The sequence below is a fragment of the Janthinobacterium sp. DSP2-3-3 genome, assembly GCF_049897325.1.
Classification (GTDB): Bacteria; Pseudomonadota; Gammaproteobacteria; order Burkholderiales; family Burkholderiaceae_D; genus Janthinobacterium.
Map to the genome: position 1 here is coordinate 472491 of NZ_JAFCWA010000001.1, position 15428 is coordinate 487918.

Annotated in this window: 8 protein-coding genes and 1 pseudogene; all 9 read right to left on the minus strand. The window is 64.7% G+C overall.

What is annotated here, in order from left to right; translation table 11 throughout:
• Window positions 1-33 precede the first annotated feature (33 nt).
• Window positions 34-1464, minus strand: coding sequence for an efflux transporter outer membrane subunit (locus tag ACP7DE_RS02360; protein WP_426070567.1), 1431 nt, complete (start codon window positions 1462-1464; stop codon window positions 34-36).
• Window positions 1461-4697, minus strand: coding sequence for an efflux RND transporter permease subunit (locus ACP7DE_RS02365; protein ID WP_426070568.1), 3237 nt, complete (start codon window positions 4695-4697; stop codon window positions 1461-1463). Before ACP7DE_RS02365 ends, ACP7DE_RS02360 begins: the two co-directional genes overlap by 4 nt.
• Window positions 4694-7813 carry an efflux RND transporter permease subunit gene (locus ACP7DE_RS02370; protein ID WP_426070569.1) on the minus strand — a complete coding sequence of 1040 codons (3120 nt, stop codon included), beginning with the start codon at window positions 7811-7813 and terminating at the stop codon, window positions 4694-4696. The genes ACP7DE_RS02365 and ACP7DE_RS02370 overlap by 4 nt, the downstream gene beginning before the upstream one ends.
• Window positions 7810-9174, minus strand: coding sequence for an efflux RND transporter periplasmic adaptor subunit (locus ACP7DE_RS02375; RefSeq protein ID WP_426070570.1), 1365 nt, complete (start codon window positions 9172-9174; stop codon window positions 7810-7812). Before ACP7DE_RS02375 ends, ACP7DE_RS02370 begins: the two co-directional genes overlap by 4 nt.
• A gap of 438 nt (window positions 9175-9612) precedes the next feature.
• Window positions 9613-10152 carry a GNAT family N-acetyltransferase gene (locus ACP7DE_RS02380; protein WP_426070571.1) on the minus strand — a complete coding sequence of 180 codons (540 nt, stop codon included), beginning with the start codon at window positions 10150-10152 and terminating at the stop codon, window positions 9613-9615.
• A gap of 96 nt (window positions 10153-10248) precedes the next feature.
• Entirely contained in the window at window positions 10249-12123 is a 1875-nt protein-coding gene (gene sppA, locus ACP7DE_RS02385; protein WP_426070572.1) for a signal peptide peptidase SppA, read from the minus strand.
• Between the two features lie 75 nt (window positions 12124-12198).
• Window positions 12199-13677: a sodium:solute symporter gene (locus ACP7DE_RS02390; RefSeq protein ID WP_426070573.1), complete on the minus strand. Its 1479-nt coding sequence runs from the start codon at window positions 13675-13677 to the stop codon at window positions 12199-12201.
• 81 nt (window positions 13678-13758) lie between these two features.
• Window positions 13759-14976 carry a YeeE/YedE family protein gene (locus tag ACP7DE_RS02395; protein ID WP_426070574.1) on the minus strand — a complete coding sequence of 406 codons (1218 nt, stop codon included), beginning with the start codon at window positions 14974-14976 and terminating at the stop codon, window positions 13759-13761.
• Window positions 14977-15070: 94 nt separating this feature from the next.
• A pseudogene (locus tag ACP7DE_RS02400) lies at window positions 15071-15319 on the minus strand (MFS transporter); the annotation flags it as partial.
• Window positions 15320-15428: the final 109 nt, after the last annotated feature.

The window sequence follows — 15428 nt, forward strand, 5'->3', positions numbered from 1 at the left end:
GCGCAGGTTTTTCACCCTGCGCCAACCTGCCGTCTACTGCGCCGGCGGCACATGCCAGCCGCCGCCCAGCGACTGAATCAGGGCCACGGCCGTCGTCTGGCGGTCCGCCTGCGCCTGCACCAGCGAACGGCGCGCCGACAGGGCCGTCACCTGCGCCGTCACCACATCCGTATAGCCGACCTGGCCCGCGTTGTAGCGGTTCAGCATCTGCTGCTCGACCTGGTCGGCGGCGGACGACGCCTGCTGGCGCAAGGCCAGCTGCTCGGCCAGCGCGCGCGTGGCTGACAACTGGTCTTCCACGGCGCCAAAGGCGGCCAGCACCGTCTGGCGGTAGCGCGCCACGGCCGCTTCGTGGCCGGCCTTGGCCGCGTCCACGCTGGCCGTGGTGGCGCCCGCGTTGAACAAGGTTTGCGCGGCCGACACGCCCAGCGACCACAGGCTCGACGATGCATTGAACAGGTCGCCCACACGGCTGGCGCCGGACCCGTAGGAACCCGTCAGGTTCAGGCTCGGATAGTAGGCGGAACGGGCGATGCCGATCTGCTCGTTGGCCACGGCCACCCTGCGCTCGGCGGCGGCGATATCGGGGCGGCGCTGCAGCAGGGTCGACGGCACGCCCAGCGGCACCTCGGGCACGGTCAGGGTCCACGGCGCCACGGCCAGGCTGAAGTCAGACGGCGCCTTACCCAGCAGGATGGCGATCGCGTGTTCCAGCTGGGCGCGCGCACGCGTCTGGCTCGACAGGTCGATCTGCGCATTCGCCAGCTGCGTCTGCGCCTGCAGCAGGTCGGACTTGGCGGCGATGCCGGAATTGAAGCGGTTGCTGGTGATGTCGAGCACGCGCTTGTAGCCAGCTATGGTGGCGTTCAGCAGCGCGATCTGCGCATCGCTCTGGCGCAGCGAAAAGTAATTCGTCGCCAGTTCGCCCTGCGCCGACAGGCGCGCGGCGGCCAGGTCGGCCGCGCTGGCGGCCGCGCTGGCATCCGCGCCCGATACGCCGGCGCGCAGGCGGCCCCAGATATCCGGTTCCCACGACGCGCCGATGGCCGCCTTGAAGTTATTGTTCGTCTGCTGCTCGCCACCGCCACCGCCACCGGAACGGGCACCGCTGCCCGTCAGGTTCACGCTGGGGAACAGCGAGGCGCGCTGTTCGCGCACCAGCGCGCGCGCCTGCTCGTACGAGGCAATGGCAGCCGCCACGTTCTGGTTCGATACCTCAATGCCTTCGGCCAGCTGGTTCAGCTGCGCGTCGCCGAACAGGGTCCACCAGGGGCCACGCTCCAGGGTATCGGCTGGCACGGCCGGTTGCCAGCCGGCCGCCTCCTTGAACGCTTGCGGCGCGGCGGCGACGGGCACTTCATACGCGGGGCTGACGGCGCAGCCAGCCAGAAGAACTGCGGCCGCTGCCAATGCCAGCAGGTGGCGTGCGGGTACGGCGGACGGGATAGGTTTTACTTGCTTCATGATTGTGTGCTCGGGTTATCTGGCCCAGGAATGCGGCTCAATTGCTGCTCGTCGGCGCTGCGCGTGCGCAGCTTGTCGAGCAGGATATAGACCACCGGGGTGGTCAGCAATGTGAGTAACTGGCTGGCAATCAGGCCGCCGATGATGGCGACCCCCAAGGGCTGGCGTAGCTCTGACCCCTCGCCGAAACCGATCGCCAGCGGCAAGGCGCCAAGCGCCGCCGCCAGTGTGGTCATCAGAATGGGGCGGAAACGCAGCAAACATGCCTCGCGCACCGCCTCCACCGCTGTCAGTCCGCGCGAACGCTCGGCCTCCAGCGCGAAGTCGATGATCAATATAGCATTTTTCTTGACGATACCGATCAACAGGAACACGCCGATCAGGGCAATGATGGAAAACTCCATGCGGAACAGCAGCAATGCCAGCACGGCGCCCACCCCCGCCGACGGCAAGGTTGACAGCACGGTGATCGGGTGGATCAGGCTTTCATACAGGATGCCCAGCACGATGTAAATCACCACGATGGCCGCCAGGATCAACAGCGGCTGCTCCTTGTTGCTGTCCTGCGCACTCTTGGCCGAACCCTGGAAGCTGCCGCGCACATTCACCGGCATGCCGATTTCCGATTCCGCCTGGGCCACGGCGGCCTGCCCATCGCTGAGCGGAGAGCCGTCGGCCAGGTTGAACGAGACGGTGGTGGCCAGCTCACCTCCCTGGTGGTTGATGGACGTCGCCGTCGAGCTTTCGGCAAAGCTGCTAAACGACGACAGCGGCACCATCGTCGCCAGGGTCGTACTCAAGGCCGTACCGCTGGACGGATCGCGCGCCGCCGTCGTGTTCGAGGTGGTGGCAGTCGTCGCCGAGGTGACGGCGGAGGTGGTCGTGCTGACGCCGGCCGCATTCGACGCCGGCACATACACGGAGCGCAGCGCTTCCGGACTTTGCGCATAGCGCGGCGCCACTTCCATGATGACGTGGTACTGGTTCAGCTCATCATAGATGGTCGCCACCTGGCGCTGGCCGAAACTGTTGTACAGCGCATTGTCGATGTCGCGCACCTGCACGCCCAGCTGGGTGGCGCGGTCCTTGTCGATGCTGACAAAGGTTTCCACGCCATTTTCCGCCTGGTCCGTGTCGACGTCGATCAGGGCGGGCTGCAGCTTCATCTGGTCGGCCAGTTTCGCCGCCCATTTCTTCAGGTCCGCCTGGTTGTCGCTGATCAGGGTGTACTGGTAGGTCGAATTGCTGGAACGCCCGCCCATGCGCAAATCCTGCACGGGGTTGAGGAACAGCGAAATACCCGTCACCTTGGCCAGCTGCGGACGCAGGCGCGCGATCACGGCCTGGCCCTTGTCGGTGCGCTGCGAGGCCGGCTTCAGGTCGATGAACATGAAGCCGCCCCCCGCCCTGCCCCCGCCGGTGAACCCGACGACGGTGGCGACGGCAGGATCGTCCTTGATGATGTTGACCAGCTGGCGCAGCTTGCCCTGCATGGCCTGGAAGGAGATGCTCTGGTCGGCGCGCATGCCGCCGTTGATCTGGCCCGTGTCCTGCTGCGGGAAAAAGCCCTTGGGCGCGGCCGCAAACAGATACACGTTCAGGCCGACGACGAATACCAAGATGGTCATCACCAGCGCGGCGCTGGACAAGGCCCAGTCCAGGCAGTGTTCATACACCTTCAGCATGCGCTCGAAGCCCCGTTCGAACCAGCGCGCCACGGCACCCGGCGGCTTGTGATGCTCACCGCTTTTCAGCAGCCAGGCGCACATCATCGGCGTGGTGGTCAATGAAATCACCAGCGAAATCATCACGGCGGCCGACAGCGTGACGGCAAATTCGCGGAACAAACGCCCCACCTGGCCGCCCATAAACAGCAGCGGGATGAAGACGGCCACCAGCGACAGGCTGATCGACAGCACGGTAAAACCCACTTCGCGCGCGCCCAGCAAGGCCGCCTTGAAACGGTCCATGCCCGCCTCGATGTGGCGCTGCGTGTTTTCCAGCACCACGATGGCATCGTCGACGACAAAACCGGTGGCCACCGTGAGCGCCATCAACGACAGGTTATTCAGGCTGAAACCCAGCATGTACATCACGCCGAAGGTGCCCAGCAAGGAAACGATGGTGGCCACGGCCGGGATGATGGTGGCGCGCACGCTGCGCAGGAAAGCGCTGACCACCAGCACCACCAGCACGATGGAGAGGATCAGGGTGAATTCGATCTCGTGCAAGGATGAGCGGATGGAATTGGTGCTGTCGGACGCCACTTGCAGCTTGATGTCGCCGGGCAGCTGCGCCTGCAATTGCGGCAGCAGTGCGCGCACGCCGTCCACCGTGGCGATGACGTTGGCGCCGGGTTGGCGCGTGATCAGCACGATGACGGCCGGATCGCCGTTGAACAGGCCCAGGGTATTGTTGTTCTCCACGCCGTCGACCACTTCGGCCACGTCGTCGAGGCGGATGGCGGCGCCATCACGCCAGGCCACCACCAGGCCGCGGTAATCGGCCGCGCTGCGCCCGCCCGAGGCGGTGCTGGCGCCAGAATAGACTTGCAGGCTGCGCGCGTCGCCGGAGATCGCCCCCTTGGGCCGGTTGGCGTTCGTGGCCTGGATGGCTGCGCGCACGTCTTCCATCGACACGGCATAGTGATTGAGCTGGTAAGGCAGCAGTTCCACACGCACGGCCGGCAACGAACCGCCGCCCAGTTCCACGTCGCCCACGCCTTTGACTTGCGCCACTTTCTGCTGCACCAGGTTCGACACGGCATCGTAGATCTGGCCCGGCGTGCGCGTCTTTGACGTCAGCGCCAGGATGATCACGGGCGCGTCGGACGGATTGGCCTTGCGATACGTCGGATTGCTGCGCAGGGTGGCCGGCAAGTCCACGCGCGAGGCGGCAATGGCCGCCTGCACTTCGCGCGCGGCAGAATCGATCTTGCGGTTCAAATCAAACTGCAAATTGATGCGCGCCGAGCCCGTGCCCGACGACGACGTCATCTCGTTCACGCCCGAGATCACGCCCAGGCGCCGCTCCAGCGGTGTGGCTACCGAGGTGGCCATGGTCGCGGGGCTGGCGCCGGGCAGGCTGGCACTGACGGAAATGGTCGGATAATCGACTTGCGGCAGCGGCGAAACGGGCAGCACGAAGAAGGCGCCGACGCCCGCCAGCGCGATGCCGATGGTCAGCAGCACGGTGGCGATGGGCCGCTTGACGAATGGTTCGGACAGGTTCACGCGGCGCTCCCCGCGTTATCGGCCGGCTTGTCCAGGCTCACGCCCCGCGTTTTAGACGCGAAGCGCTGGCCCAGGCGGTCAAAGCCCAGGTAGATGACGGGCGTGGTAAACAGGGTCAGCACCTGGCTGACGATCAGGCCGCCGAAGATGGCCAGGCCCAGCGGACGGCGCAACTCGGCGCCCTCGCCCCAGCCCAGCATCAGCGGCACAGCCGCGAACAGCGCCGCCAGGGTCGTCATCAGGATAGGGCGGAAACGCAGCAATGCAGCCTGGTGGATGGCTTCCTGCGGGCTTTTTCCTTCATCGCGTTCGGCCTCGATGGCAAAGTCGATCATCATGATGGCGTTCTTCTTGACGATGCCGATCAAGAGGATGATGCCGATGATGCCGATCACGCCCAGGTCCTGCCCGGAAATCATCAGCGCCAGCAAGGCACCCACGCCGGCCGATGGAAGGGTCGACAAAATCGTCAGCGGGTGGATATAGCTTTCATACAGCACGCCCAGCACGATGTAGACGCAGACGACGGCGGCCAGGATCAGCCACAGCTGGTTCGACAAGGAATTTTCATACGCACCGGCCGCGCCCAGGAAAGTCAATGTCAGCGATGGCGGCAAGCCGATGTCTTTTGCCGCCTGCCGGATGGCGTCGACGGCGCTGCCCAGCGCCACGCCCTGCGTGGTATCAAAGCCGAGTGTCGTGGCCGGGTACTGCGCCACGTGCGTGATTTGCAGCGGCGCCTGTTTTTCGCTGACGCTGGCAAAGGCGGACAGCGGCGTCGACTTGCCGGAACCCGTGCGCACCTGCAGTTCCGACAGGTCGGCCGGCGTGGTGACGATGCCGGGCTGCGCTTCGAGAATCACGCGGTACTGGTTGGTTTCCGTGAAAATGGTCGAGATGATGCGCTGGCCGAAAGCGTTGTACAGCGCGTCGTCGACGGTGGCCGTGGTGACGGACATGCGCGCAGCGCTGTCGCGGTCGATGGCCACCACGACGGCGGCGCCCGTGGCGCCCGCATCCGTGACGACGTTGCGCAGCTGCGATTTTTCGCGCATGCGCGCCGCCAGCTTGCCGGCCCACTCGGTGACGGTGGCCGTGTCGGCCCCTTCGAGCGACACGCGGTACTGCGTCGGCCCCGATTCCGCATCGATGGTGAGATCCTGCGTCGGCTGCAAATACAGGGTTACGCCGGCCACCTTGGCCACGCGGTTGCGCAGGCGCTCCATGATGTCGTCCTGGCTGCCGCTGCGCGAACGCTTCAGGTTGATCAGCATGCTGCCCGTGTGCAGCATGGTGTTGTTGGCCGCATCGACGCCCACCAGGGAACTTAGGGTATCGACAGCGGGATCTTCCAGCAGCGCGCTGGCAGCAGCCTGCTGCAAGGTGGCCATGCGTTCGTACGAGACGGCTTGCGAGGTTTCGATGCGCGCCTTCAGCTGCCCCGTGTCCTGCGTGGGGAACAGGCCTTTCGGGATGGTGATGTACAAAATCACCGTCAGCAGCAAAGTGGCCAAAGCCACCAGCAGGGTCAAGCCCTGGCGTTTCAGCACCCACACCAGCGCATGATCGTACTGCACGATGACGCGGTCGAGAAAGGCCTGGATGCGCTGGCCCGTGGCGCTGACTTTTTCATCGGCGTGGCTTTTCAGCCAGCGCGCCGACATCATCGGCACCAGGGTCAGCGAGACCACGCCGGAAATCAATATCGTGATGGCCAGGGTCATGGCAAATTCGCGGAACAATCGGCCCACCACGTCGCCCATGAACAGCAACGGAATCAGCACGGCAATCAATGACACCGTCAGCGAGATGATGGTAAAGCCGATCTGCGACGCGCCTTTCAGCGCGGCCGCCATCGGCGTTTCGCCCTCTTCGATGTAGCGGGCGATGTTTTCGATCATGACGATGGCGTCATCGACGACAAAACCGGTGGCAATCGTCAGCGCCATCAGGGACAGGTTGTTCAGGCTGTAGCCGAGCAGATACATGGCGCCGCAGGCGCCGATCAGCGAAATCGGCACGGACAGGCTGGCAATCACCGTGGCGCGCAGACTATGCAAAAAGGCGAAGATCACCAGCACCACCAGCAGCACGGACAGCAGCAGTTCCATTTCCACGTGCTCGACCGAGGCGCGGATGCCTGTCGTGCGATCGCTCAACACGTCGAGTTTCATGGCCGCCGGCAGGCTCGCTTGCAGGTCGGGCAGCAGGGCCTTGATAGCGTCGACCGTCTTGATGACGTTGGCGCCGGGCTGGCGCTGCACGTTCAGAATGATGGCCGGCTGCTTGCCCGACCAGGCACCCAGGCGCGTATTTTCCGCGCTGTCGACGACGTTGGCCACGTCAAGCAGGCGCACGGGCGCGCCGTTTTTATAGGTGATGATCAGGCGCTTATAGTCTTCCGCCGTCACCAATTGATCGTTGGCGTTGATGGTAAACGAGCGCGTGGGGCCGTCGAAACTGCCCTTGGCACTGTTGACGTTGGCCGCCGCGATGGCCGTGCGCAGGCTGTCGAGGCCCAGGCCATATGAGGCCAGCAATTTGGTGTCGCCCTGGATGCGCACGGCGGGACGCTGGCCGCCCGACAGCGACACCAGGCCCACGCCGTTGACCTGGCTGATTTTCAGCGCCAGGCGCGTGTTGACGATGTTTTGCACCTGCGTCAGCGGCATGGTGTCCGAGGTGATGGCCAGTGTCAGCACGGGCGCGTCGGCCGGGTTGATCTTGGCGTACACGGGCGGCGCTGGCAAGTCGGTCGGCAGCAGGGAGCCGCCCGCGTTGATGGCCGCCTGCACTTCCTGCTCGGCCACGTCCAGGGTCTGACCCAGGGTGAATTGCAGGGTGATGAGGGAGACGCCGGCGGCGCTGGTGGAACTCATGCGCTGCAAGCCCGACATCTGCCCGAACTGGCGCTCCAGCGGGGCCGTCACGGTCTGCCCCATGACTTCGGGACTGGCGCCCGGGTATAAGGTCTGCACCTGGATGGTGGGGAAGTCCACCTGCGGCAAGGCGGCCAGCGGCAGGAACTTGAAGCCGACCAGCCCCGCCAGCACGATGGCCAGCATCAGCAGCGCCGTGGCGACGGGGCGCTTGATGAAGGGCGTCGATGGACTCATTGTGCTGCGCCCTTCGCTGGTGCCGCTGGAACGTTGGCCGGTGCGGATGCGGAAGCGGCTGCCGCTGCTGATGCGCTGGCAGCGCCGTCAGCCTGCTGGCGGCGGTGGCGGCGTTCGCCGCTTGCGCCAGGTGCACCGCCCGCACCGACCGGCTTGTCGCCCGCCAGGGTGACTTTAGCGCCTTCCTTCAGGCGGTCGGCGCCTTCCGTGATGACTTGCTCTCCCGCTTCCAGACCGGCGCGGATTTCCACCATGTCGGTAGTCGCCTGACCGCGCGTGACCATGCGCACGGTGACGGTTTTGTCGGCTTTCAGCACATACACGAAGTCGCCATTATTGCTGTGACGCAGAGCCGTCACGGGTACCAGCACGGCGCCCGTGATATTGCCCAGCTCCAGGCGCACGTTGACGAACTGGCTGGGGAACAGGGCCATCTTGTCATTCGTGTAGCGGGCCTTGGCGCGCACGGTGCCCGTCTGCACGTCGACCTGGTTATCGAGCGCGCTCAGGCTGCCCTTGTCCAGGGTATGCGTGCGCGTGCGGTCCAGCGCCAGGGCCGCCAGGGCCGAGCCGCCATTCAGGCGTTCCTGGATGGTCTGCACTTTATCCTGTGGCACGGAAAACGCCACGTCGATGGGCGACAGCTGCGTCACCACCACCACGCCGCCCGCATCGCTGGTGCTCACCAGGTTGCCGATATCGACCACCTTCAGGCCGGCGCGGCCGCTGATCGGCGACACCACCTTGGTATAACCGAGGTTCAGACTGGCCGTGCCTTCGGCGGCGCGGTCCGTCATGACCGTGCCTTCCAGCTGTTTGACCAGGGCGGCCTGCGTATCGACATCCTGGCGCGCGATGGAATCCTGGCCCAGCAGGGTTTGATAGCGCTTCAGGGTCAGGCGCGCGTTTTCCAGCTGCGCTTCATCGCGCTGGCGCTGGCCCGTGGCCTGCATCAGCGCCATCTCGAACTGCGCCGGGTCGATCTGCGCCACCACCTGGCCCGCCTTGACCATGCCGCCTTCCTTGAATTTCAACTCTTTCAAAATGCCCGACACTTGCGGGCGCACCGTCACGGTGGACGCCGCCGTCACGGTGCCCAGCGCATCGAGCACCACGGGCAAGTCGGACTTCACGGCCGTGGCCACGCCCACGGTGGTCGAGGGGCCGCCGCGGCGTCCACCGGGGCCGCCCGGACCGCCGGGTCCGGCCATGCCGGCGCCGCTCTGGGCGGCGGTGCCGGAGTGGGTCAGGTACCAGGCAGCGCCCCCCAGTGCAGCCATCACGGCCAGCGCGATGACCGTGCCGACGATTTTCGAACGGCGGCTGCGCCGCGGGGTGTTGGGTGTTGTCTGCGAATCCATCGCTTATCCTTGTATAGGCCGCTGGCACGGCGAGTCTGTGGCGCCGGCCGAGGTGGAACACACTCAGGCCGGACGACCGTTTTTCGGGGTTGTTTCGGTACAAAGCCGGGGGAGTCAAGAGCTGAAAGTCAGCTGAAAAAACATCGCTCCCTAGCGTGAAACGACTCTAGCATAGTCATGTTTCTGTTTCATTTCTACTTGAAACAATTATCCATGGCTTGCCGCGCGGGGCCTGGACACGCACGCCTGCTGGCATGCCGCCACTGTGGGGGAATGGTGGAAAAATCAGGCTTGGGGGGCGTCGTGCCACGGCGCCAGCGCTGCACGGGCGACTCGCATGCAGATACAAACTCGCTACAAATCTCCCGCCATCCGGCTTGACCTGCCGCCACGCGGGTGCTCAGGCAGCGACAGACGGCCGCGATTCTTTACCTGGATTTACAGCGTCATGCCAAGGATGACATCCTGGTAATCGGTGCGGCCCACGCGGAAAGTGCGCCTGCCCAGCTGCGCAAAGCCGCAGCGCGCATAAAACGCCAGCGCGTCGTGGTTTTCCGCGTACACGCCCAGCAGCACGCGCCCTGCGCCGCTGGCGCGCGCCCGCTCCACGGCCGCCTGCATCAGGCGCTGGCCCACACGCTGGCCCTGGAAGCGGTGCAGCAGGTAGATGCGCTTGATTTCCAGGTCATTCGGCTGCGGGTTGGCCACCGGCAGGCTGGCGGGACTGAGCACCAGGTAGCCGATGGGCGCGCCACCGGGCGTGGCCTCGGCCAGCCACAGCCGCATGGCCGGCAGCGCCAGCCAGTCGCGGTACAGTTGCACATCGTGCTGGCGCTGGCAGTGGGCGATGACGTCGGCGCCATCGAGGATGCCGGCAAACGCCTCCAGGAAGGTCGATTGTCCCACCAGCGCCAGCGCCTGTTCATCGCCCTGCACGCAAGGGCGAATGCTGATCGCCGTGTCAGTTTGTGTACTCATGTCGTTTGCCATGCCTTGCTCTTCATCGCTGCCCTGCATATGAAACAAGCCGGGCGAAGCCGGCTTGGGGGGCAAATCATTGTCTCGCGTCCGGCCTTACTTGCCGCCTAAAGGCACCTCGCACAAGCAGTGCGTGAGGGCCATGAACGGTTTGCGCTCGCGCGTGATGCCGGACAGCCAGCTCAGGTCCTGCGCCATGCCCAGCGCCGCGTCAGCCGGCAAGCCGGTGCTGGCCAGGCCCAGCTTTACGTGCTCGCCCAGCCCCAGCGAGGCCATGGTTTTGGAGCCGAACATGCCGATCAGGCGGTCCACGTTCGACGTTTCCTGCTCCAGGTAGGTCACCCGGTAGTCGCCGCCCAGATTGGCGCGCTTGGCCGCCGACGCCAGCGCATCGCCATAGCTGCCGATGCGGTCGACCAGGTTGCGTTCTTTCGCCTGCAAGCCTGTCCAGACGCGGCCCTGCGCCACTTCATCGATCTTTTCCGGCGTGGTCTTGCGCGCCTTGGCGGCCAGGTTCAGGAAGTCGCCATACACGTGGTTGATCGAACCCTGGATCACTTGCGCGAAGCGGGGATCGAGCGGGCGCAACGGGTTGCCCGCGTCGGCCAGCCAGGTGGTGGGCGAACCGGCCGTATGAATTCCCAGCTTTTCCACCACCTTGTCGGCCGTCGGCAAAATCGCGAACACGCCGATGGAACCGGTGATGGTGGCCGCGTCGGCGATCACTTCATCGGACGAGGTGCTGATCCAGTAACCGCCCGAAGCGGCCACGTTGCCCATCGAGACGACCACCGGTTTGCCGGCGGCGCGCGTCAGTTCCAGTTCGCGGCGGATCAATTCCGAGCCGAAGGCGCTACCGCCCGGCGAATCGACGCGCAGCACAATGGCCTTGATCGATTTGTCTTCGCGTGCCTGGCGGATCAGGCGCGAGGTGGACAGGCCGCCGATGGCGCCCGGTGGCGCGATGCCGTCGCCGATTTCACCGGAGGCGATGACCACGCCGACGGCGTCGCCGACGTGCACTGGGCGCAAACGCGCCAGGTAATCCGTGTAGTTCACCTGGCGGAAGTTTGTGCCTTCCGTGTTCTTGGCGCCGCGCGCCATCATGAACTGGCGCAGTTCATCGCGCGTTTTCAGGCCGTCGACTAGCTTGGCGTCCAGCGACAGCTTGCCCAGGTCACCGCCGGCTGCCGTCATCAGCGCGGGCAACGCATCGATCGATTGCATGATGGCGCCGGCCGGCAGCTTGCGCGCCTTTTCCACGTCCGTCGTGTAGGTAGTCCACAGGCCGTTGTTCAGGTAGCGGTCCGCTTCGGCCGCCGCTTCGGACGGGCCGTTGGCGATGAAAGGCTCGGCCGCGCTTTTATACGTGCCCACTTTCAGCAGGTTGACCGTCACACCCACCTTGTCGAGCGCGTCGCGGTAGTAATTGCGGTAGCGGCCAAAGCCTTCCAGCATGACGCCGCCCATCGGATGCAGGTATACCTCGTCGGCCTTGACCGCCACCAGGTACTGGCGCTGGTTGTAACTCGAACCCCAGGCCGTGACTTTCTTGCCGGTGGCGCGGAAGCGTTCCACGCCAGCCGCCACTTCGCGCAGTGACGCCAGGCCGCCGCCCTGCAACTCGTCGAGCAGGATCACCATGGAACCGATGTTCTTGTCCTTGGACGCCGTGTCGAGCACCGCCAGCACGTCGCGCAGCTGCGCGCTTTTCTTGACTTCGCCGCTGACATTGGCCAGCACCGCCTCGCGCACACCGCCCGGGGTTTCCTCGACCAGCGGACCTTGCAAGTCAAGCACCAGCGTGGTCTTTTCCGCCAGGGGCTTGGCGCCGCCGCCAAAGATGGCGATCAGGATGGCGATGACGATCAGCAGGAAAATCAGATTGATGACCGCGCGGCGGGTGGCGTCCAGCGCGCGCCAGAATGCGCCAAAGCCGCGGCGCAGCGGCGGGAAGGGGTTGAGTGACATTGATGCTCCGTGGGGTTATGTACCTAAAGGAAATCAATATAGCTGAAAATGGCCGCGATCGTCTTGGGATTCGTCTTATTTTGACAAGTATCGCGTGCCTTGGCCACCCTGCCCTGCCGGCGTGGAAATGAGAAACAGGCCGCCCAGCACCAGGGCGCCATTCAAAATCAGCAATTCCAGGCCGATGCGGTAATGTTCGAACAGCCGCGCCTGCTCCCCCTCGATCAGCGCGCACAGCAATGGCCCGGCCACGGCCACCAGCGGTACCCAGCGGTCGCGCACGCCGCGCCGGCTCAGCAGGCCGAAGGCGAACAGGCCCAGCAGCGGACCATAGGTATAGCTGGCCAGCTTCAGGATCACGACGATCATGCTGGGACTATCAATCCACTTGAAGGCCATGATCAGGATCAAGAACAGTGCGGAAAACCCGAGGTGGACGCGGCGGCGCCAGCGCATCTGCGTGGCGGCACTCAAATCCTGCCTGCGCTGCAGGCCCAGGATGTCGATGCAGAAGGTGGACGTGAGCGCCGTCAGCGCCCCGTCCACACTGGGAAACAGGGCGGAGATGAGGGCGATGAAGAAAATCAGCTGCACCACGGCGGGGAAATGCCCGAGCACCACGGCCGGGAACAGTTTATCTCCTGTGGCCGTCACGCCCGCCAGCGGCGCATACAGGTGCAGCAAGCCGCCGAGGAAGAGGAACAGCAGCAGCACGCCAGTCAGTACCACGGTCAGGCTGAGCATGTTCTTTTGCGAGTCGCGCAAGGTCCGCACGGAAATGTTTTTTTGCATCATTTCCTGGTCCATGCCCGTCATGGCGATGGTGATGAACATGCCGGCCACGATGTGCTTCCAGACATACGCTGGGCTGTCCGGGTCGACGGTGAAGATGCGCGTGAGGCCTTGCGCGCGCATGCGCTCGAGGCTATCGATAAGGGACAGGTCCATCTCGCGCAGCAAAAACACGCTGCAAATCACCAGCCCCGCCAGCATGCAGGCCGTTTGCAGGGTGTCGGTCCAGACGATGGTTTTCACGCCGCCCTCATACGTGTAGAGCAGGATCAGCAGCAGCACGACGCACGACGTCAGCCAGAACGGCACGCCGAAGCTGTCGAGTATCGTCGCCTGCAGGATATTGACCACCAGATACAGCCGCGCCGTGGCGCCCAGCAGGCGCGACACGATGAAAAACGCCGCCCCGCTCTGGTAGGAACGCCGCCCCAGGCGCAATTCCAGGTAGCGGTAAATCGACGTGAGCTGCAGCCGGTAGTACAGCGGCAGCAAAATAAACGTGATGGCCAAATAGCCCAGTACATAGCCGATCATGAGCTGGATGTAGCCGAAACCGTTGCTCCCCACGGCGCCCGGCACGCTGATGAAGGTGACGCCCGTGAGCGTGGTGCCCACCATGCCGAAGGCCACCAGCATCCAATTGCTATCCTTGTTGCCGATGAAAAAACTGTCGTTGGTGGCGTGGCGCGACGTGCGCCACGCCACGCCCAGCAGGATCAGAAAATACGCGAGCACGACGGCAAACAGGATGACTGGGGACATGGGCGTTGCACTGGCGGCAAAGATGAACAGGGGCAGAAATATACAACAAAGCGTACAGCAATGCCCCAGGTCAATCAGGCATCAGCAGCCGCTCGGTTTCACGCGCTCCACTTCCAGGCCAAACCACGGACGCAAGCGCGTGCCGACAACGTTGCCGAGGAAAGCGCAGACCAGCCACAGCCAGCCGTGCAAGCTGCCCGAGACGATGCCGCTGAAATACGCGCCGATATTGCAGCCGTAGGCCAGGCGCGCGCCATAGCCGAGCAGCAAGCCGCCGACGACGGCGGCGATGATCGAGCGACGCGGGATGCGCCACACGGGCGCATAGCGGCCGGCTAGCGCCGCCGCCAGCATGGCGCCCAGCACGATGCCGATATCCATCACCGAGGTCTTGTCTTGCGTCAGCGGCGCGGCCAGGGCGGCGGCGTTGGCCTTGGTGGACCAGTAGGCCCAGCTGGCAGTATCGATGCCGACCACCGATGCGGCCTTGGCGCCCCACAGGGCAAACGCGGACGTCACGCCCCATGGCTTGCCCGACAACGCCAGGGTGGCGAAGTTCAGCACGACGAGCGCGATGGCGCCCGCCACCAGCGGCCATGGGCCATGCAGCCAGGGCGATGCCTGTGTTGGCCGCAGCGGCGTGGCGACGAGCTTGCCATGGCGGCGCTTTTCAACGAATACCGTGATGCCGGCGATCAGCGCGAAGACGATCCAGTTCAGCGCCAGCGCGGGCGCCAGGCCCAGGGTCGTGACGAGAGAAATGGGCTTGAGCTGCGGCAGCGCCGTCCAGAACGGCATGTGCGCCGTGCCGATCACGGAGCCGACGATGAAGGCGGCCAGGGTGATGAGCATGCGCGTGCTGCCGCCACCGACCGTGTACAAGGTGCCGGAGGCGCAACCGCCGCCCAGCTGCATGCCGATGCCGAAAATGAAGGCGCCGAAGATCACCGAGGTGCCGGCGGGAGAAACCAGGCCCGCGACGGGCGTGCCGAACAGGGTGCCGGCCGACAGCGCGGGGAAAAACAGCGCCACGCCGACGGCCAGCATCAGCATTTGCGCGCGCAAGCCGTCGCCGCGGCCATCGGCAATGAAGACGCGCCAGGCGGACGTAAAGCCGAAGGCCGCGTGATATAGCGTAATGCCGAGCAAGGCGCCCACCACGTACAGCGCGGCCTGGGTGATGCCCACGGTCAGCGCCAGGTACCAGGCACCGAGCACAATGAGCAACAGGGCAATGCCCAGCGGTTTGGGATTGATAGCGGCGCGCAGGCGCAGGGGTGACGTTGCTGTATCGGACATGGGGAGTAGGGGCCAGAGGAAGGTAAGCCCTATTTTAAACCCTGCGCCCGCCCGTTTTGGTGTTTTCTGCCAGCAACTTACTTGTAGACCAGGGCAAGTTACCCAGGGTAAACAAGACCATCAACGACAGCAGCAGGGTCTTGCGGGGACCTTTGCCCGTCAGGGCAGTCAGGACAGGCGCGCCAACGGCGACGCCCAGCGCATACAGGCTGACCAGCAAACCGGCCGACGGCAAGTTCACGCCCAGATCCGCGACGATGGTGGGCAACAGCCCCACAATGACAAACTCGGTGGTTCCGATGGCAAATGCACTGAGAGGCAGCGCGAGCAGGGCAATGGACATGACAAACTCCGGTAAAAGATGTTGGCATGCAGTATGAGGATTTTCTTTATTCCGAAAAATAGCTCGCTCGGCAGAAGATAGTTGCGCACAAATCAACAATTCGAGGGTC

Bases quoted from the DNA above. Each gene is read 5' to 3' on its own strand.
- ACP7DE_RS02360 (WP_426070567.1), bottom strand. From the start codon at position 1,464: ATGAAGCAAGTAAAACCTATCCCGTCCGCCGTACCCGCACGCCACCTG.
- ACP7DE_RS02370 (WP_426070569.1), bottom strand. From the start codon at position 7,813: ATGAGTCCATCGACGCCCTTCATCAAGCGCCCCGTCGCCACGGCGCTG.
- ACP7DE_RS02375 (WP_426070570.1), bottom strand. From the start codon at position 9,174: ATGGATTCGCAGACAACACCCAACACCCCGCGGCGCAGCCGCCGTTCG.
- ACP7DE_RS02380 (WP_426070571.1), bottom strand. From the start codon at position 10,152: ATGAGTACACAAACTGACACGGCGATCAGCATTCGCCCTTGCGTGCAG.
- sppA (WP_426070572.1), bottom strand. From the start codon at position 12,123: ATGTCACTCAACCCCTTCCCGCCGCTGCGCCGCGGCTTTGGCGCATTC.
- ACP7DE_RS02390 (WP_426070573.1), bottom strand. From the start codon at position 13,677: ATGTCCCCAGTCATCCTGTTTGCCGTCGTGCTCGCGTATTTTCTGATC.
- ACP7DE_RS02395 (WP_426070574.1), bottom strand. From the start codon at position 14,976: ATGTCCGATACAGCAACGTCACCCCTGCGCCTGCGCGCCGCTATCAAT.